The following is an 18,178-nucleotide window of genomic DNA, read 5'->3' on the forward strand; positions in this document are numbered from 1 at the left end:
ATCGGCTAGGGAGCTTGAATCGTTTTCAACATCAATAATTGCAGATTCGTGGCCGAATATACGGCAGAGTCCGAGACGAGGCAGTTCTTCCAAGACGATCGCTGCCGAAGGAGCCTCCAGCGAACGGCGGCTACCCTAACGGTTGCTGCTGAAAGCTGCGGGTCACCGTCCGGCCCTAGGCCGAATGTCAGGAACGCGCCGCATCGCTGCCGTTGTGGTCGGGTAGCGGTGAGCGGCGAAAGGCCGTTCACAATACTGAGACTTGAACTGGCGACGACAGGCCACGGCAAACCAGACGAGATGTCCGGGTGACGGGGCCCGGCCTCAAAACCGCCTTCCGCGTCCCGCTCGGCGTCAATTCGCTCAAGGTAGTCAGAGAAGGATAGCGCGTCACGAGACCTCGCAGCAACTCGATCCGCTGGGCCTCCTCGAGATAGCGCGCTCTGCCCAAAAAATTGCGTACATTCCATTTGTTGAAATCGAATTTTGTCCCGAGCATATCCAGCCCCACGAAGAAGGCCGTTGGTCGGTCCGACATCGGCAGCAACTCGACCCAAGCGAAAAGTGCGGGCAGCTCGTGGTCTCGTATCCATTTACGATCGCCATGTTCGGCCATCACCGCTTCAAGCCCACTCAAGATTGTGTCGGCAGGAACAACGAGGCCACCAACGACCATGCGTTGCGCTAGCTCGCGCCTTACACCATGGGTAATGTTTCCAATCAGAATTTCATTGAACTCTGCGGCTCGATCGCCATGAGGCATGAGGACGGCACATCCAACAAACCGCGCGACGCGTACCAGGTCATTAGGGGAACCTTCCTCCTTGACTGTGTGGGCAGCCGCTATGAGAACTTCGGCAATATCGCACGTCTGGGCTCGGTCTCTGGAGCGGTTTGCAGCAGCGCGCGCAAAGTCGGGCCAATTGCCGAACTTGCCCTCCGGCATCGGCTCGTGCCGCTGCTGCCAGATCACTTGCAGCCCGACGGCAGCTTCGGCACCAAACTCCCGGTCAAGGAGGCAACGTTTTAAAACGGCCTCGGCGTCTTCGGTGCCAATGGTCGTAAGTACGACGCGGTACTCGTGGACATGCGAGATCCGCATTTCGTCCAGGGCGTGTCGGTTGGACTTGTTGGCCGCAAACGCAACCTTGGCAGCATGAACGCCTGCCAGATCGGCTCCGAGCATATCGTCCAGAATCGGCACTTGACTGGCGTCAGGAACCCGCAAGTAAGCCGTGCCATGTGATGGCGCGAAGCTGATTGAGCGATGAGCTGCCGCCCCTTGCATCGACGAGACCATCTCGCACCATCGGTAGTCTTTAGCCGAAACAGAGTGAGGTCAGCCGGCGCGTGCGGCCTTTGTGCGATTACGTCCACCTGCCGCTCTTTTAACGCTACGCACGGAGACGGCTTTGGGAGCCACGACGTCGCCGAGCCGCTCTATACGGAGGGGCGCGCGCGAGGGAAGGCGAACGACGAGTTCGAGTTGCCCCCCGATCGCCTCGACGTAGCTCTTAAGAGTAGACAAGTACATGTCGGCTTGTTTCTCGATCTTCGAGACCGAAGGCTGCTTGATCTTGAGGACCGAAGCGATTTCGGCCTGGGCCTTTCCAGCGGCACGCCGCAAATCGCCGAGACTCTCGACTTCTCCCCTTAACTCTTCGAAACGCGCGTCGACCCGCTCCCGACGATCCTCGGGGAGCGCAGCGATTAGGTCATCAAGCTTGCGTCCCATCACTTCTTCTCCTTCTTCGCCGCCGCCAAACGGTCGAGATGCCCTTGATAGCGCTTGTCCGCCTTGGCGATCAGACTTTTATAGAAGCGCTTCTCACTCACGCCCGACTTATCGCCGGCGACGAGCAGGATCGCCTTCCGCTTCCGATCGAATGCGAACGCAACCCGCCAGACACCATCATCAGCGTCGAAGCGAAGTTCTTTCATGTTCGCGAACGACGAGTCATTCAAGGTATCCGCATGCGGTCGCCCCAGCTGGGGCCCGAACACACCGAGCAGCTTAGCCGAAGCCAATAGCTCATCTTGGACTGTCTGGGGCAACGCCTCGAACTCCCCATCGAACTTATCGCCAAAAACGACTTCCCAAGTCATATATAGCCCCTAGGCTATGTAGTCAACATCATCAAGCTGCCGAACGATAGTCTGCGGCCGAAACAAGGTATGCGCGGTCGACGATAGTCCGGCCGCCGTTGACACGACTGGCAATTCGCGACCTGTCTGCGCTATCGAGCGGCATCGTCACCGGCGTTCTGACGGGCATGGCCGGCGCGTAGCTGTCGCTTGCCCAGAAACCCGGCTTGTCGTGAAGGATATGACCGCCAGCAAGGGTTCCATCGCGCCGGCAGCGCTCACCGTCGCCAAATATGGAAACCGGTGCCGGCGAGGTTCGCGTGTCTGGCGGGGAAGGTCCCTGGCCCGGAGGTGAAGCCGGCGAGGCGCTTGCGCTGGTCCATGCGTAATCGTGCGGAGGACCGCGCCGCGCCGCGCTGTGCATCGCATCTCTCGTCCCGCTGCGCTGCTGAGGCCTCTTCTGTCAGGCGGTCTAGGTTTCGCGCTTCGGGCCGAGCAGGAACACTGTCAGGGCGGCGGCGAACGTGGCAACAGCACTGTAGGCAATGGCACTGGCAATCCCGGCATTGTCCACCAATACTCCGCCGAAAATCGCGCCGGCTGCGATTGCCACTTGGAATGCTACGACCATCAGCACACCGGCGCTTTCGGCCTGCTCGGGAACGGCCCGCCGCACCATCCACGTCTGCAATCCCACCGGCACCGCGCCGAAAGCAAAGCCCCACGCTGCAACCGCAATCGCCGAGGCGAAGGCCGATGCTCCCGTCGTCAGCAGCGAAACAGCGGCTATCGCTATGAGCAGCGGTGCAAGGGCCGCGACTGCCTTGAGACTGTACTCCGCTAGAAGCCCGCCGGCCAAATTGCCGAAGAATCCGCCGATGCCAAAAGCAAGCAACACAAGCGAGATCGTCTCGACGTCAAGCGCGGGAATCTTCTCGAGGAAGGCGCGGATATAAGTGATTCCGGCGAAGTGGCCGGAAGCGACCAGCAGGACGACCACAAGCGCGACCTTGACCATCGGAATCTTAGCCACATCCAGCAGGCTGCGGAAGCTAGCCACTCCAATCGGAGGCAGTCTCGGAATGGTTATGAGTTGCACCAGCAGTGTAGCCGCGCCGCCGACTGCGGCGAGCATGAAGGCGCTTCGCCATCCCCAGATATCGCCGACATAAGCGCCGATTGGAGCTGCGCAAACGGTAGCCACGGAAACGCCGGTGAGGATGATCGACATAGCGCGCGGCAGGAGGTGGCTTGGAACGAGCCGCATCGCCAGTGTTGCCGACATCGACCAGAAGCCTCCGAGCGCTATGCCGAGCACGACGCGTGCAGTCAGGAGAACCGCCAGCGACCACGCGCCGGCCGCCAGAACGTCCGACAGGATCAGCAGCAGCGTCATCGCCCACATGACGATCCTGCGGTCCAGGCGCTTTGTGATGATGGCCACCGTCGGCGCCGAGATCGCCCCGACGATAGCGGTCGCCGTCATCGCTTGTCCAGCCGCTCCCTCGGTGATACCGAGATCATGTGCGAGCGGCGTGAGCAGGCTAACAGGCAGAAACTCTGCCGTGACCAGCCCGAAGGTGCCCAAGGAAAGCGAAATGACCGCACCCCATGCGGGACCAGACGGTGGGACGGGCTTTTCTGGGTCGTGCAGAACAGCGTCCATGACGCCTGCTGCGGATTGGGTCATGAACGAAGTCTCCACTTTGATGCAATGCAACGTGATGTTGGCTGCCTTGACCCAAATCTAAAAACACAAGCGCATTTCCCGGCGGCGTTGCACGGAGGAGGGAATGTTCATTGCTTCGCGATATTTTGTGACGGTGCGGCGCGCAACATCGATGCCGGTTTCCTTCAGCCGGACAGCGATGTCCTCATCGGAAAGCACGTCGCCGGGAGATTCTGCGGCAATGATCGCTTTGATCCGATGCCGGACAGCTTCGGCGGAGTGCGCATCGCCGCCTTGGCAGGACGCGATCGCGACGGTGAAAAAATACTTGAGTTCAAAGACTCCGCGCGGGGTAAGCATGTACTTGTTCGAGGTCACCCGGCTTACCGTCGACTCGTGCACGCCGATCGCGTCAGCGACGGTTCTAAGATTGAGAGGCCGCAGGTGGGCGACGCCATGTTCCAAAAAGGCATCCTGCTGACGCACGATTTCAGCCGCAACCTTAACAATCGTCTTGGCGCGCTGATCGAGGCTGCGGATCAGCCAGTTCGCGTTTTGCAAGCATTCGTCGAGAAATGCTTGATCTTTCGAATTTTGGGCAGTCTGACGCGAGACTTCGGCATAGTAGCTTTGGTTGATCAGCAGCTTTGGCAGCGTGGCGGGATCAAGTTCGATCTGCCACCCGCCTTGCGGTGAGGGCGTGACCCAGACATCGGGTATGATTGATTCAGACGCACCGGATTGGAATCGGTTCCCAGGCTTGGGATCGAGCGCCCGAATCTCATGCATCATGTCGAGAAGGTCTTCTTCATCGACGCCGCAATGCTGCTTCAGTGCCTCAAAATCCCGTCGCGCAAGCTTTTCAAGATGGGCAACCAAAGCTGCCATTGCCGGGTCGAGCCGGTTTCGCTGGCGCAACTGGATCTCGAGGCATTCTCTGAGACTTCGCGCAAAAACTCCCGGTGGATCAAATTGCTGCAAGGTTCCGAGAACCCGTTCCACAACAGCCTCACGGACATTCAGGCTCTCGGCCAGCTCCAAAAGGTTTGCCCGAATATAGCCAGTGTCTTCCAGATCGGCGGCAAGCTGGCCAGCGATCAGCCGCTCCTGTGGTGTGAACGCAGTGAGGGCGATCTGACGAGCGACATGGTCGTGCAATGTTTCGGCGAGGGTGGCAAACTCGTCGAGGGAAGGGCCATTGCCCGGCGGGTTGTTGGTCGTGTTGCGAAGTGATTTCCATTGCCCGAGCCGTTCAGGCAACCCTGCCCCGGTCGGTCCGTCAACGGCGTTTGCGCCTGGGCCGACAGGCTGATCCGCTCCCGAAATCGAAACGTCGTCAAAAGGCCCGCCATCGCTTGATGCAGATTCCAAAAGCGGGTTCTTCTCGATTTCCCGCTCCACGAACTGATGCAGTTCAGTATGCGCCAGTTGCAGCAGGCGAATCGACTCAATGAGTTGAGGCGATGCGACCATGGATTGCTTCTGGCGCTGAAGCAGGCTTGCTGAGGATTGCATGGTGAGCGCGATAATCCTGTCGAGGAGCCTCTTGGGGCCGGCAATGGCACCAGTGAGACGTATTCTAGGTCATGCGGCGGCTTTCAGCGTTTCGAGAACGTTTTGCGGGGACGAGACGCCATAGGGGTCGGCCTCGCAGTTGTCGGAGAAACCTTCCTCCTCGAACCAGTGCTCCACCACGCCATTGTTGATCAGGGCGGCGTAGCGCCAGGAGCGCATCCCGAAGCCGAGATTGTCCTTGGCGACCAGCATGCCCATTTTGCGTGTGAACTCGCCTGAGCCATCGGGGATGAGCTCGACCTGCTTCAGGCCCAAGGACTTCCCCCACGCATTCATGACGAAGGCATCGTTGACTGAGAGGCAGTAAATCGCGTCAATTCCCTGCTTCACAAACTCATCATAGAGCTCTTCGAACTTGGGCAGTTGGTAGGTGGAGCAGGTCGGGGTGAAGGCGCCAGGCAGCGAGAACAGGATGACCCGCTTGCCGGCAAAGTAGTCGTCAGATGTCTTTTCTTGCCAGCGATATGGATTTGGCCCCTGGACTGACCTATCGTGAACACGCGTGAGAAAGGTGACGAAGGGAACTTTCTTTTGAACTGTCATCAAGTTGCTCCTAAAGAAGAAAACTGGCGCTGAATTCTGGCAGAGGCTGGCGCAATACCGAGCAAAGGCTCGTATGCCCGGCACGGAATGAGGACCTCGCGGCTCGCAACCTCCTTTTTCCCTCCCGACGTATAGGAACGTCTTGGCGGCTGGTCTTGGCCACCCGAACGCAATCGATCTGAGCGAGCTGGACACCGTCGAGCCGCTTGGTTCCCACGGCTATGGCGCCGGAAGCGGGATCGGTCACTCGCGATCGTGCATTTGGAAAAGGGATAGCGGCCGGAAGTAGCCAATATCGCAAGCATGTGGGGGCCTGAAATGTGACTTCACGCAACAGACCCGCGGCACTGAACTGGTTCAGCGTGTTGCCGATGTGTGGCAGCGACCCGCCGACCTTGGCTTGGGTGACCCTTTGATGGGGCTCTTGGGCACTCACACGCTGAACAGAACCGGTAGACGGCAATTGCGTGAGCGCCACGTGTTGGCGTGCCGGCATCGGACCAGCCATGCGCAAAGCGGCTGCCGAGCACGGACCTCCGGAGGAGACGATGTCCCGATGTTCAGCGGGAACGGGCACCGTCTCCTCAGGCCACGGTCTAGAGCTTCGCGTGTCGGGCATTGGTGCAAGTCGCTTTCATCGTGATTTGATGGGCTCTAACCAGGAGCAGCAAGCGGCGTGCCATTTCAAATAGGAGATGCTTTTGGACCGCCCCTTCTTCTCGGAGGCCGTGCCTTACAAGATCGGGAGCGCGCTATACCGCCTCGTCACACAGGCAACAACGATGCTGTATGGTGCGGATATTCGGCGCTTCAGCCCTAGCTGGGCAAAGACGAACCGGAAGCCGAGCCGACGCACTACCTGAGGCTGGCGGGCACTCCAGTCATTGCGTAGCGTGTGCCGCTAGCGTTCTTGGGTGCGCATTCGCGAACACGCGCCTGTCGCAGCAACCATGAGCGCGCGCTCTTGGGCAAGCGCCCTTACTCCGTGAGGATCGAATTCCCCAATTGTGTCTGTTTGCCGCCCTCTTATGTTCGAAACTGGACCAGAATGTCGCAAGCCCGACCGAAAGGTCGCCGAGGCGTACTATCCGACACTGTTCTGTCGCCTTTGTTGGCCCGCGACACCGGCCTATTTCGCCGAGCTGTTGTCTGGCCTCAGGCTAACCCGATGAAAAGCAATCACAATTTTTTTCTTCTGCGTGGTCGGCCAAATTGGCACGAGTTTTGAAGCTCCTTCGTTGCGGGCCGGGAGCCGCCGACCGACCTTTCATTTCGTGGATGGCACCGCGATCGATGGAACGAAGAAAGAAAAGCAAAATGTCAAATCCGCATCAGATAGCATTCTATGGGAAGGGGCCTCGGCGAAACCGCCCCCTACCAAACAGGCTCGCCGCCCTTGTCGACCCTTGCGCAGGAAATTTTGATGGCCGGCTGCGACTCAAAGGCCCGCCACACTCGCCTTATCCTGAACTCGAAGGCGCAGGATAACGTTCTGCATCTCGCCGCGCGGTATGCCTAGGCAGCTACACGTTGGCCGACCTTGATAATCGAATCGGGCTACGCTGCGGAGGACGTTGTCTACATGCCTTCCTAAGCCATTCGCTGCCCGCAGCGCCTGCCGGTCACCTTCCGCCCTTCCATCGCTTAGAAATCAAGTGCCACCATGTCCGAACAACGCTTGCCGACGCTGCCGATGTGGCGCGTCGATCACATCGAGCCCTCGCCCAAGATGTTGGCGCTAGGCGCCAACGGTCCGATCCACCGCGTGCGCTTCCCGTCCGGGCACGAAGGCTGGTGGGTGACAGGCTACGATGAAGCCAAGGCGGTGCTGTCCGACGCGGCGTTCCGGCCCTCGGGAATGCCGCCGGCGGCATTCACCCCGGATTCGGTGATTCTCGGTTCGCCGGGGTGGTTGGTCTCGCACGAGGGGGGCGAGCATGCCCGGTTACGCACGATCGTGGCGCCGGCCTTCAGCAACCGCAGGGTGAAGCTGCTCGAGCAGCAGGTCGAGGCGATCGCCGCGCAGTTGTTCGAGACGCTGGCGGCCCAGCCCCGGCCCGCCGACCTGCGGCGCCACCTCTCCTTTCCGCTTCCGGCCATGGTCATCAGCGCGCTGATGGGCGTGCTCTACGAGGATCACGCCTTTTTCGCCGGGCTGTCCGACGAGGTGATGACGCACCAGCATGAAAGCGGTCCGCGCAGCGCGTCGCGCCTGGCCTGGGAAGAACTGCGCGCCTACATTCGCGGCAAGATGCGGGACAAGCGCCAGGATCCTGGCGACAACCTGCTGACGGATCTGCTCGCGGCGGTCGACCAGGGCGAGGCGACCGAGGAAGAGGCGATCGGCCTGGCGGCTGGCATGCTGGTGGCGGGGCACGAGAGCACCGTCGCGCAGATCGAATTCGGCCTGCTGGCCATGTTCCGCCATCCGCAACAGCGCGAACGCCTGGTCGGCGATCCATCCCTGGTGGACAAGGCGGTGGAGGAAATCCTGCGCATGTACCCGCCGGGCGCGGGCTGGGACGGCATCATGCGCTATCCGAGGACCGACGTGACCATCGCGGGCTTGGATATTCCTGCGGAGAGCAAGGTGCTTGTCGGCCTGCCGGCGACGTCGTTCGATGCGCGCCATTTCGACGACCCGGAAATCTTCGACATCGGACGCGACGAAAACCCGCACCTGGCGTTCTCCCATGGGCCGCACCACTGCATCGGCGCGGCGCTGGCCAGGCTGGAACTCAAGGTGGTGTTCGGTTCGATCTTCCAGCGCTTTCCCGCGCTGCGCCTGGCCGTGGCGCCCGAAGAACTGAAGTTGCGCAAGGAGATCATCACTGGCGGGTTCGAGGAGTTCCCGGTGCTCTGGTGATGCGCGGACGCCGCCGGGAATCGCGATCTTCTCCGCAATTTGCCGGCGCGCCTGGCGCGCGCCGGTCAGATCAGCCAGCCAACAGGTAACCAAGATGGACGTGCAAGAAACCACGGCAGCATGCCGGGACGCCTTCGCCGAACTGGCGTCGCCAGCGTGCATCCACGACCCGTATCCGTTCATGCGGTGGTTGCGCGAGCACGATCCGGTGCATCGCGCGGCGTCGGGCCTCTTTCTGTTGAGCCGCCACGCCGATATCTACTGGGCGCTCAAGGCCACGGGCGATGCTTTTCGGGGACCGGCGCCGGGCGAACTGGCGCGCTATTTCCCGCGTGCGGCGACCAGCCTGTCACTCAATCTGCTGGCGTCCACGCTAGCGATGAAGGAACCACCGACGCATACGCATCTGCGCCGGCTGATCTCGCGCGATTTCACCATGGGCCAGATCGACAACCTGAGGCCGACCATCGCTCGCATCGTCGCAGCGCGCCTGGACGGCATGGCGCCCGCGCTGGAGCGCGGGGAGGCGGTGGACCTGCATCGGGAATTCGCGCTGGCCTTGCCCATGCTGGTTTTCGGCGAACTGTTCGGCATGCCCCAGGACGACATGTTCGGGCTCGTCACCGGCATCAGCGCCATTCTGGAAGGCCTGAGCCCGCACGCCAGCGATGCCCAGCTCGCCGCGGCGGACGCGGCCAGCGCCAGGGTGCAGGCCTACTTCGGCGACCTCATACAGCGCAAGCGCATCGATTCCCGCCACGACATCGTGTCAATGCTGGTCGGCGCACACGACGACGATGCCGACATGCTGTCGGATGCGGAATTGATCAGCATGCTCTGGGGCATGCTGCTGGGCGGCTTCGCCACCACTGCGGCGGCCATCGGCCATGCAGTCCTGGCGATGCTGGCGTATCCCGAACAGCGGCACTGGCTGAAGGGAGATGCCGTGGGGGTGAAGGCATTCGTCGAAGAAGCCCTGCGCTACGACGCGCCCGCCATGTTCAGCTCCATTCCGCGTATCGCCCAGCGCGACATCGAACTGGGCGGCGTGGTGATCCCGAAGAACGCGGACGTGCGCGTGTTGATCGCGGCCGGCAATCGCGACCCGGACGCCTTCGCCGATCCCGACCGCTTCGATCCCGTGCGGTTCTACGGCACCAGTCCTGGCATGTCGATCGACGGGAAGATCATGCTGACCTTCGGCCACGGCATCCACTTCTGCCTGGGTGCGCAACTGGCCCGAGTGCAGTTGGCCGAGAGCCTGCCGCGGATCCAGGCGCGCTTCCCCACGCTGGCATTGGCCGAGCAGCCGACCCGGGAGCCCTCCGCGTTCCTTAGGACGTTCCGCGCGCTGCCGGTGCGGCTGCATGGGCAGGAGGGCTGAGATGCGCGTCCTGGTCGATCAGGATCTGTGCGGAACTACCGGGCAGTGCGTGCTGACGCTGCCGGGCATCTTTCGCCAGCGCGAACCGGACGGCGTGGCCGAAGTGTGCGTGGCGACGGTCCCGCAGGCGCTGCACGCCGCCGTGCGGCTTGCGGCCAACCAGTGCCCGGTCGCCGCCATTCGGGTGATCGAAAGCGACGCTGGCCATGACGAGCGCGCCAGCGCCGACCCTGCGCCTTCTCAGGCGGAGGCCGAGCGGCATGCTGCGAAAGACCAATGCAATTCAGGAGACACGATGGGACGGTTTGAAGGCAAGGTGGCCGTGGTGACCGGCGCCGGCGCCGGCATCGGCCAGGCATGCGCTCTCGCCATCGCGCGCGGGGGCGGCAGAGTGGTGGTGGCCGACATTGATGGCTCGGCGGCCATCGCCTGCACCGCGCAGATCGCGGCCGAAGCAGGCCACGCGCTGCCCATAGCCATGGATATCACCGATGAGCAGGCGGTGGCAGGGCTGTTCGAGACGGCGGAGCGGCACTTCGGGGGGGTCGACCTGCTGGTGAACAACGCGAGCGCCATGCATCTGACCCCGCGCGACCGCGCGATCCTCGACCTGGACCTGGCAGTCTGGGACCAGACCATGGCGACCAATCTGCGCGGCACGCTGCTCTGCTGCCGGCAGGCCATCCCACGGATGATCGCCCGCGGCGGTGGCGCGATCGTCAACATGTCGTCGTGCCAGGGGCTCAGCGGTGACACGGCGCAGACGTCCTACGCCGCGTCGAAGGCGGCGATGAACATGCTCTCGGCTTCGCTCGCCACCCAATACGGTCATGCGCAGATCCGCTGCAACGCCGTTGCGCCGGGTCTCGTCATGACCGAGCGTCTCCTCGCCAAGCTGGACGAGTGCATGCAACGGCATCTGCGCCGGCACCAGCTCCTGCAGCGCGTCGGCCGCCCCGAGGACGTGGCCGCGCTCGTGGCGTTCCTGCTCTCCGACGATGCTGCGTTTATCACAGGCCAGGTCGTGTGCATCGATGGCGGCATGCTGGCGCATGTGCCGACATACGCCGACGGTGGCAACAGCTGCGCCGCGCGCCCTGCCGGCGACACCGAATCGGCGGCGGCGGCGCGCTGCTGATGGACATGCTGCTCAACCCACTCAACCGTCGGCACCGGCTGCGATGCGACATCCCGGTCATGCCTGGCGCTTTCCCCCTGGTCGGGCATCTTCCCGCCATTGTCTGCGACCTGCCGCGCCTGCTGCAGCGCGCAGAACGGACGCTGGGCAGCCACTTCTGGCTGGATTTCGGCCCTGCCGGACACCTGATGACCTGCGTGGATCCGGAAGCGTTCGCACTGCTCCGGCACAAGGACGTGTCCTCGGCGCTGATCGAAGAGATCGCGCCCGAATTGCTTGGCGGAACGTTGGTTGCCCAGGACGGCGGCGCGCACCGGCAGGCGCGCGATGCGATCAAGGCGGCGTTCCTGCCCAAGGGGCTGACCCAGGCCGGCATCGGCGACCTGTTCGCGCCCGTCATCCGGGCGCGGGTGCAGGCGTGGCGCGACCGCGGCGAGGCAACCATCCTGCGCGAAACCGGCGACCTGATGCTCAAGCTCATCTTCAGCCTCATGGGAATCCCCGCGCAGGACCTGCCGGGATGGCATCGCAAGTACCGGCAACTGCTGCAGCTGATCGTCGCGCCCCCGGTCGACCTGCCCGGACTGCCCTTGCGGCGCGGCCGCGCCGCCCGCGACTGGATCGACGCGCAGTTGCGCCAGTTCGTCCGCGACGCGCGCGCGCATGCCGCGCGCACCGGGTTGATCAACGACATGGTGAGCGCCTTCGATCGCAGCGACGATGCGCTCTCCGATGACGTCCTGGTCGCCAATATCCGCTTGCTGCTGCTTGCCGGTCACGACACCACTGCTTCGACGATGGCCTGGATGGTGATCGAGCTGGCGCGGCAGCCTGTGCTGTGGGACGCCCTCGTCGAGGAGGCTCAACGCGTGGGCGCGGTGCCGACCCGGCACGCGGACCTGGCGCAGTGTCCGGTCGCCGAGGCGCTGTTCCGCGAGACACTGCGTCTGCATCCGGCGACCACGCTCTTACCGCGTCGCGCGCTGCAGGAATTGCAACTCGGCCAACGGCGCATTCCCGCGGGCACCCATCTGTGCATCCCGCTGCTGCATTTCTCGACCTCGGCGCTGCTGCACGAGGCGCCTGATCAGTTCCGCCTGGCGCGGTGGCTGCAACGCACGGAGCCGATCCGGCCGGTGGACATGCTGCAGTTCGGTACCGGCCCACACGTCTGCATCGGCTACCACCTGGTATGGCTGGAAATGGTGCAGTTCTGCATCGCCTTGGCGCTGATCATGCACAAGGCCGGGGTGCAGCCGCGGTTGCTGAGCGGCGTCGAAAAAGGCCGGCGCTATTACCCGACCGCACATCCGTCCATGACAATCCGCATAGGCTTCTCATGAGCTGGCATCGCATGCCCCGTGTGGCGAGGCAGCGGCGCCGGCGAGGCGCGGCATTGCTGCACTCGGCGCACGCGCTCGGTGCGACGCCGGCAACACCGCGGCGGCTTGGCGATCGCCGTGGCCCTCTCGTGTCAGGTACAAGGACATGAAAAACTTGCAGACTGGTTCCACGCTACACGACGACCGAACTGGCGTTTCCGCCCTCGGCGGATTGGGTGCGCAGGCGCCCGGCGCCTCCGGCGGGCTGCTGCCGGAGATCTGGATGCAGGACGGCGCAAAGCGGGTCGAACAGGCGCTGGCGCGTCTTCTCTGCGCCGAAGACGACGGTGAGACAGAGCTGATGGCGGCGATGCGCTACGCCACCTTGCATGGCGGGAAGCGCACCCGCGCCTTGCTCTGTCTGGCTGCCGGCGCACTGGCCGACACGCCGGCGCACATGCTCGACGACGTCGGCGCCGCCATCGAGATGATGCACGCCTGTACCCTGGTCCACGACGACCTGCCCGCGATGGACGACGACGTGCTTCGCCGCGGCCTTCCGACCGTGCACGTCAAGTTCGGCGAAGCCACTGCGATCCTGGTCGGCGATGCGCTGCAGGCGCACGCCTTCCTGACCCTGGCGAGCCTGGATGCGCCGGGCGACAACCGTATCGCGCTCGTGCGCGAACTGGCGCAGGCCGTGTCCGCCGAGGGTGCCGCAGGCGGACAGGCCATGGATCTGTCGCTGGTCGGAAAGCACGCCGAGCTGGACAGGATCGTGGCGATGCACCGGATGAAGAGCGGAGCGCTAGTGCGTGCGTCCGTTCGCATGGGCGCGCTATGCGCCATCGCGGAGGATGCCGCGCACGCTGCGCTGTACTGTGCGCTCGATCGGTACACCGCCTGTTTCGGCCTGGCGTTGCAGGTGGTCGACGACATTCTCGACGCGACAGCGGATACCGCGACGCTGGGCAAGACCCCCGGCAAGGACGCGGCGGCGCAGAAGCCGACCTGCGCGTCGATCATGGGGCTGCAGGCAGCGCGCCAGTTCGCGCTGGATTTGTTGCGCGACGCCGGGGAAGCCATCGCCCCGCTGGGGCCGCGTGCGGAACGGTTGGCGCAGATACTGCAGCGGGCCAACGGGTATCTGTTCAAGCACGCGCCATGCGCATGAGCACGCCCGTCCGCATGGAGTCGCCCCTGTGCCGCTGCGATCGGCCGGCGGCAGCGGTGCCATGCTGCACTGTCTCCGAGTCCGCGGCGATGTGCGCGGCGTCTGCCGATCCTGGTTCTCGTCAACCGTCTGCAGAAGGAACATCCTGCGTGAACGCGCTGTCCGAACAGATCCTTTCCGAATTGCGCCACCTGCTGAGCGAGATGAGCGACGGCGGGAGCGTCGGTCCGTCCGTCTACGACACGGCGCGAGCTCTGCAGTTCCACGGCAACGTCACTGGTCGGCAGGACGCATACGCGTGGCTCATCGCGCAGCAACAGGCCGATGGCGGATGGGGAAGTGCGGACTTCCCGCTGTTCCGCCATGCGCCCACGTGGGCGGCGTTGCTGGCATTGCAGCGTGCCGATCCTCTTCCCGGGGCTGCCGACGCAGTCCAGGCTGCAACCCGGTTCCTCGAGCGCCAGCCCGATCCCTACGCGCATGCGGTGCCGGAAGACGCGCCGATCGGCGCGGAGCTGATCCTGCCGCAGTTGTGCGGCGAGGCCGCATCCTTGCTGGGCGGCGTGGCGTTTCCGCGCCACCCGGCGCTGTTGCCGTTGCGGCAAGCGTGCCTGGTCAAGCTGGGGGCGGTGGCGACGTTGCCGAGCGGCCATCCGTTGCTGCACTCCTGGGAAGCCTGGGGGACGTCGCCGACCACCGCATGCCCGGATGACGACGGCAGCATCGGCATCAGTCCGGCGGCCACCGCCGCGTGGCGTGCGCACGCCGTGACACAGGGGAGCACGCCGCAGGTCGGGCGCGCCGACGCGTATCTGCAGGCGTCATCGCGGGCGACGCGCAGCGGCATCGAAGGTGTCGTTCCCAACGTCTGGCCGATCAATGTATTCGAGCCATGCTGGTCGCTGTACACCCTGCATCTGGCCGGTCTGTTCGCGCATCCCGCGCTCGCCGAGGCGGTGCAAGTGATCGTCGCGCAGCTGGACGCTCGCCTGGGCGTGCGCGGTCTGGGCCCGGCCTTGCACTTCGCGGCCGATGCGGACGATACCGCCGTTGCGATGTGCGTCCTGCGCCTTGCAGGCCGCGACCCGGCGGTCGATGCGTTGCGCCATTTCGAAATCGGCGAGCTATTCGTCACCTTCCCCGGCGAGCGCAATGCCTCGGTGTCGACCAACATCCATGCCCTGCATGCGTTGCGGATGTTGGGAAAGCCCGCCGCCGCCACCAGCGCCTACGTCGAGGCCAATCGCAACCCGCACGGTCTATGGGACAACGAAAAATGGCACGTTTCGTGGCTGTATCCCACCGCGCATGCGGTCGCTGCGCTGGCGCAAGGCAAGCCCCAGTGGCGCGACGAGCGCGCGCTGGCGGCGCTGCTGCAGGCGCAGCGCGGCGACGGCGGCTGGGGCGCCGGTCGCGCGTCCACATTCGAGGAAACCGCCTATGCGCTGTTCGCGTTGCACGTGATGGACGGGAGCGAAGAGCCGACAGGGCGCCGGCGCATCGCGCAGGCGGTGGCGCGTGCGCTGAAGTGGATGCTCGCCCGCCATGCGGCGCATGCATTGCCGCAGACGCCGCTGTGGATCGGCAAGGAACTGTATTGCCCCACCCGGGTGGTGCGCGTGGCCGAACTCGCCGGGTTGTGGCTGGCGCTTCGTTGGGGGCGGCGCGTCCTGGCCGAGGGAGCAGGAGCGGCGCCATGATCCAGACCGAACGCGCGCTGCAGCAGGTGCTGGAGTGGGGGCGTTCCCTGACCGGGTTCGCCCACGAGCATGCCGTGGAAGCGGTCAGGGGCGGCCAGTACATCCTGCAGCGCATCCACCCGAGCCTGCGCGACACCAGCGCCCGCACCGGCCGCGATCCGCAGGACGAAACGCTGATCGTGGCGTTCTATCGCGAACTGTCGCTGCTGTTCTGGCTCGACGATTGCAACGACCTTGGCCTGATCGCGCCGGAGCAGCTCGCCGCCGTGGAGCAGGCGCTGGGGCAGGGCGGGCCGTGCGCGCTCCCCGGATTCGAAGGCTGCGCTGTGCTGCGCGCTTCGCTGGCCGCGCTCGCCTACGATCGTCGCGACTATGCTCAGCTTCTCGACGATACCCGGTGCTACTGCGCGGCGCTGCGCGCGGGACACGCGCAGGCGGCAGGGGCGGAACGCTGGTCCTACGCCGAGTACCTGCACAACGGCATCGATTCGATCGCCTACACGAACGTGTTCTGTTGCCTGTCGTTGCTGTGGGGGCTGGACATGGCGACCTTGCGCGCGCGTCCGGCGTTTCGCCAGGTCCTGCGGCTCATCTCCGCGATAGGGCGCCTGCAGAACGATCTGCATGGACGCGACAAGGACAGGTCGGCCGGCGAGGCCGACAACGCGGCAATCCTGCTGCTGCAGCGCTATCCGGCTATGCCTGTGGGGGAGTTTCTCAACGACGAGCTGGCCGGCCATATGCGCATGCTGCACCGGATGATGGCGGAAGAACGCTTTCCCGCGCCGTGGAGACCGTTGATCGAGGCCATGGCGGCCATCCGCGCGCAGTACTACCAGACCTCGACCAGCCGCTACCGCAGCGACGCTGCGGGAGGAGGCCAGCGTGCGCCGGCCTGAACGCACGGGAGGCCGCGGCGTGCGCGCGCTGCCGTCGGTCCGATCCGACGCAACGCCGTCGCCCGATGCGACGGATGGAGCGAGCATGAGCGACACCGCCCTGAGCCGGCGCAAGGACGACCATCTGGACATCGTGCTGGATCGGCGAACGGCGTCGGCCACGGTCGCCGCCGGCTGGGAGTACATCCGTTTCGAACACTGCGCATTGCCCGAGTTGGACCTGACGCAGATCGACCTGCGCGCCTCGCTGCTGGGCAAGACCATGCGCGCGCCGCTGCTGATCAGCTCAATGACCGGCGGCATGCCACGCGCCGAGGCCATCAACCGGCATCTGAGCGAGGCAGCGCAAGCCTTGGGGATCGCGATGTGCGTCGGTTCGCAGCGCGTGAGCCTGCAATCCCGCAACTCCCAGGGGCTGACGCGCGCGCTGCGCCGCCTGGCCCCAGACATTCCCTTGCTGGCCAATATCGGCGCCGCGCAACTGCGCGAGGCCGACGGCCTGGACCTGGCGCGCCGGGCGGTGGATGCGCTGGAGGCCGATGGACTCATCGTCCATCTCAATCCGCTGCAGGAAGCGGTACAGCCGGAGGGCGACCGCGACTGGCGCGGCGTCCTGGCGCAGATCGCTCGCGCTGCGCGCAGCGTGGGCGTGCCGATCGTGGCCAAGGAAGTGGGGTCGGGCCTGTCCGCTTCGGTGGCCTGTGCGCTCGTCGAGGCGGGCGTGGTGGTGATCGATGTCGCCGGCGCCGGCGGCACCAGTTGGGCCGCGGTGGAGGGCGAGCGCGCCCGCGATGCCGCCGACCGTGCAGTGGCGATGGCGTTCGCCGATTGGGGGATTCCGACCCCGGCCAGCGTGCAGGCTGTACGTCGGGCGCTGCCAAGGGTGAAGCTGATCGCGTCGGGCGGGGTCCGCGACGGCGTCGATGTGGCCAAGGCCATCCGCCTGGGCGCGGACATCGCCGGGCAGGCGGCCGGCGTGCTGCGCGCGGCTAGGGTATCCACCGAGGCGGTTGTCGCGCATTTCGAGATCGTCATCCGCCAGTTGGCCGTCGCCTGCTTCTGCACCGGCTCGGCTGATCTTGCCGCGTTGCGTCAGGCGCGCTTGTTGGCCTCGACACATCTGCCCGCTGGTTGACGCCGGCGGCGCCCGCACGTGGCGGCGGGCGCCTAGAGCCTTTCACGTTTTGATGGAAGCGTAGCCGGCGTTTGCGAAGTAGTTGTTGCATTCGGTTGCCTCGATCGTTTCAACGAGGTGGCCGATGTGGCGCCAAGTGTCCTCGACGGTACGTTTCTGAGCTTGGCGCATCCAGTGTTTGATTTTGGCAAAGGCCTGCTCGATCGGATTGAGGTCTGGGGAGTAGGCCGGTAGGTACCAAAGCCTGGCGCCGGCCGCCTTGATCATCTGCCTGATGGCCGCCGACTTATGACTTCCCAGATTATCCATGACGACGATGTCGCCGGGTTTCAGCACGGTGATGAGCTGCTGCTCGACATAGGCGCGGAAGCATTGGCCGTTGATTGGCCCGTCGAAGACGCAAGGTGCCGCGAGCCTATCGCAGCGCAGCGCGCCGAGGAAGGTCAGCGTGCGCCAGTGGCCGTGCGGGGCCAAGCCGCGCAGCCGCTCGCCCTTCGGCCCCCAACCGCGCAGCGGAGCCATGTTGGTCTTGATCCAGGTCTCGTCGATGAAGACCAGATGCTGCGGATCGAGGCCGGCCTGCCAAGAGCGCAATCGCTGACGCCTGCGGGCAATATCAGCGCGCGCCTGCTCAAGGGCGAACAGCGTTTTTTTTGAAGCTCAGGCCCTCGCGCCTCAAGAACATCCA

The 18,178-nt window shown here is 64.5% G+C and carries 15 protein-coding genes and 3 pseudogenes; 10 read left to right on the top strand and 8 right to left on the bottom strand.

Annotated elements, in window-relative coordinates; genetic code table 11:
* Window positions 1-5 precede the first annotated feature (5 nt).
* The 7 genes from NKH98_RS33040 to NKH98_RS26265 form a co-directional block, all read right to left on the bottom strand.
* On the bottom strand, window positions 6-359 hold the full coding sequence (locus tag NKH98_RS33040) for a hypothetical protein (protein ID WP_502894328.1): 354 nt from the start codon (window positions 357-359) through the stop codon (window positions 6-8).
* Window positions 248-1,300 carry a hypothetical protein gene (locus tag NKH98_RS26240; RefSeq protein ID WP_352902909.1) on the bottom strand — a complete coding sequence of 351 codons (1,053 nt, stop codon included), beginning with the start codon at window positions 1,298-1,300 and terminating at the stop codon, window positions 248-250. Before NKH98_RS26240 ends, NKH98_RS33040 begins: the two co-directional genes overlap by 112 nt.
* 39 nt (window positions 1,301-1,339) lie before the next feature.
* Window positions 1,340-1,735: an XRE family transcriptional regulator gene (locus tag NKH98_RS26245; RefSeq protein WP_023801991.1), complete on the bottom strand. Its 396-nt coding sequence runs from the start codon at window positions 1,733-1,735 to the stop codon at window positions 1,340-1,342.
* On the bottom strand, window positions 1,735-2,106 hold the full coding sequence (locus NKH98_RS26250; protein ID WP_352902912.1) for a type II toxin-antitoxin system RelE/ParE family toxin: 372 nt from the start codon (window positions 2,104-2,106) through the stop codon (window positions 1,735-1,737). Before NKH98_RS26250 ends, NKH98_RS26245 begins: the two co-directional genes overlap by 1 nt.
* A gap of 451 nt (window positions 2,107-2,557) precedes the next feature.
* The gene (locus tag NKH98_RS26255; RefSeq protein ID WP_352902915.1) at window positions 2,558-3,775 is read right to left on the bottom strand and encodes an MFS transporter; all 1,218 of its coding nucleotides are present in this window, start codon (window positions 3,773-3,775) and stop codon (window positions 2,558-2,560) included.
* A gap of 57 nt (window positions 3,776-3,832) precedes the next feature.
* Complete coding sequence (rpoN, locus tag NKH98_RS26260) at window positions 3,833-5,269, bottom strand: RNA polymerase factor sigma-54 (protein ID WP_352902918.1); 1,437 nt, start codon at window positions 5,267-5,269, stop codon at window positions 3,833-3,835.
* Between the two features lie 69 nt (window positions 5,270-5,338).
* Window positions 5,339-5,872: a peroxiredoxin gene (locus NKH98_RS26265; RefSeq protein WP_352902921.1), complete on the bottom strand. Its 534-nt coding sequence runs from the start codon at window positions 5,870-5,872 to the stop codon at window positions 5,339-5,341.
* Between the two features lie 1,317 nt (window positions 5,873-7,189).
* On the opposite strand from NKH98_RS26265, the pseudogene nifH reads away from it, so the two are divergent.
* The 10 genes and pseudogenes from nifH to fni all read left to right on the top strand — a co-directional run.
* Window positions 7,190-7,382 (top strand): annotated as a pseudogene (gene nifH / locus NKH98_RS26270) (nitrogenase reductase); the annotation flags it as partial.
* A 153-nt stretch (window positions 7,383-7,535) separates the two neighbouring features.
* Window positions 7,536-8,738: a cytochrome P450 gene (locus NKH98_RS26275; protein WP_352902923.1), complete on the top strand. Its 1,203-nt coding sequence runs from the start codon at window positions 7,536-7,538 to the stop codon at window positions 8,736-8,738.
* A gap of 94 nt (window positions 8,739-8,832) precedes the next feature.
* Window positions 8,833-10,122: a cytochrome P450 gene (locus NKH98_RS26280; RefSeq protein WP_352902926.1), complete on the top strand. Its 1,290-nt coding sequence runs from the start codon at window positions 8,833-8,835 to the stop codon at window positions 10,120-10,122.
* 1 nt (window position 10,123) lies between these two features.
* Window positions 10,124-10,249: pseudogene (locus NKH98_RS26285) on the top strand (ferredoxin); the annotation flags it as partial.
* A 168-nt stretch (window positions 10,250-10,417) separates the two neighbouring features.
* Entirely contained in the window at window positions 10,418-11,260 is an 843-nt protein-coding gene (locus tag NKH98_RS26290; protein WP_352902946.1) for an SDR family oxidoreductase, read from the top strand.
* A complete protein-coding gene (locus NKH98_RS26295; RefSeq protein WP_352902928.1) occupies window positions 11,260-12,603 on the top strand; it encodes a cytochrome P450 in 1,344 nt (447 codons plus the stop codon). Before NKH98_RS26290 ends, NKH98_RS26295 begins: the two co-directional genes overlap by 1 nt.
* A 145-nt stretch (window positions 12,604-12,748) precedes the next feature.
* The gene (locus NKH98_RS26300) at window positions 12,749-13,756 is read left to right on the top strand and encodes a polyprenyl synthetase family protein (protein WP_352902930.1); all 1,008 of its coding nucleotides are present in this window, start codon (window positions 12,749-12,751) and stop codon (window positions 13,754-13,756) included.
* Between the two features lie 149 nt (window positions 13,757-13,905).
* Window positions 13,906-15,456: a hypothetical protein gene (locus tag NKH98_RS26305; RefSeq protein ID WP_352902932.1), complete on the top strand. Its 1,551-nt coding sequence runs from the start codon at window positions 13,906-13,908 to the stop codon at window positions 15,454-15,456.
* Window positions 15,453-16,355, top strand: coding sequence for a terpene synthase family protein (locus tag NKH98_RS26310; RefSeq protein ID WP_352902934.1), 903 nt, complete (start codon window positions 15,453-15,455; stop codon window positions 16,353-16,355). The genes NKH98_RS26305 and NKH98_RS26310 overlap by 4 nt, the downstream gene beginning before the upstream one ends.
* Window positions 16,356-16,440: 85 nt before the next feature.
* A complete protein-coding gene (gene fni, locus NKH98_RS26315; RefSeq protein WP_352902936.1) occupies window positions 16,441-17,490 on the top strand; it encodes a type 2 isopentenyl-diphosphate Delta-isomerase in 1,050 nt (349 codons plus the stop codon).
* A gap of 42 nt (window positions 17,491-17,532) precedes the next feature.
* On the opposite strand, the pseudogene NKH98_RS26320 reads toward fni, so the two are convergent.
* Window positions 17,533-18,178: pseudogene (locus NKH98_RS26320) on the bottom strand (IS630 family transposase); the annotation flags it as partial.

The organism is Mesorhizobium sp. M0833, assembly GCF_040319905.1.
Lineage (GTDB): Bacteria > Pseudomonadota > Alphaproteobacteria > Rhizobiales > Rhizobiaceae > Mesorhizobium.

Excerpts from the sequence above, each read along its gene's own strand:
- NKH98_RS26310 (WP_352902934.1), top strand. The coding sequence starts at position 15,453 with ATGATCCAGACCGAACGCGCGCTGCAGCAGGTGCTGGAGTGGGGGCGT.
- NKH98_RS26240 (WP_352902909.1), bottom strand. The coding sequence starts at position 1,300 with ATGGTCTCGTCGATGCAAGGGGCGGCAGCTCATCGCTCAATCAGCTTC.
- NKH98_RS26265 (WP_352902921.1), bottom strand. The coding sequence starts at position 5,872 with ATGACAGTTCAAAAGAAAGTTCCCTTCGTCACCTTTCTCACGCGTGTT.
- NKH98_RS26290 (WP_352902946.1), top strand. The coding sequence starts at position 10,418 with ATGGGACGGTTTGAAGGCAAGGTGGCCGTGGTGACCGGCGCCGGCGCC.
- NKH98_RS26255 (WP_352902915.1), bottom strand. The coding sequence starts at position 3,775 with ATGACCCAATCCGCAGCAGGCGTCATGGACGCTGTTCTGCACGACCCA.
- fni (WP_352902936.1), top strand. The coding sequence starts at position 16,441 with ATGAGCGACACCGCCCTGAGCCGGCGCAAGGACGACCATCTGGACATC.
- rpoN (WP_352902918.1), bottom strand. The coding sequence starts at position 5,269 with ATGCAATCCTCAGCAAGCCTGCTTCAGCGCCAGAAGCAATCCATGGTC.
- NKH98_RS26250 (WP_352902912.1), bottom strand. The coding sequence starts at position 2,106 with ATGACTTGGGAAGTCGTTTTTGGCGATAAGTTCGATGGGGAGTTCGAG.
- NKH98_RS26275 (WP_352902923.1), top strand. The coding sequence starts at position 7,536 with ATGTCCGAACAACGCTTGCCGACGCTGCCGATGTGGCGCGTCGATCAC.
- NKH98_RS26280 (WP_352902926.1), top strand. The coding sequence starts at position 8,833 with ATGGACGTGCAAGAAACCACGGCAGCATGCCGGGACGCCTTCGCCGAA.
- NKH98_RS26295 (WP_352902928.1), top strand. The coding sequence starts at position 11,260 with ATGGACATGCTGCTCAACCCACTCAACCGTCGGCACCGGCTGCGATGC.
- NKH98_RS26300 (WP_352902930.1), top strand. The coding sequence starts at position 12,749 with ATGAAAAACTTGCAGACTGGTTCCACGCTACACGACGACCGAACTGGC.
- NKH98_RS26245 (WP_023801991.1), bottom strand. The coding sequence starts at position 1,735 with ATGGGACGCAAGCTTGATGACCTAATCGCTGCGCTCCCCGAGGATCGT.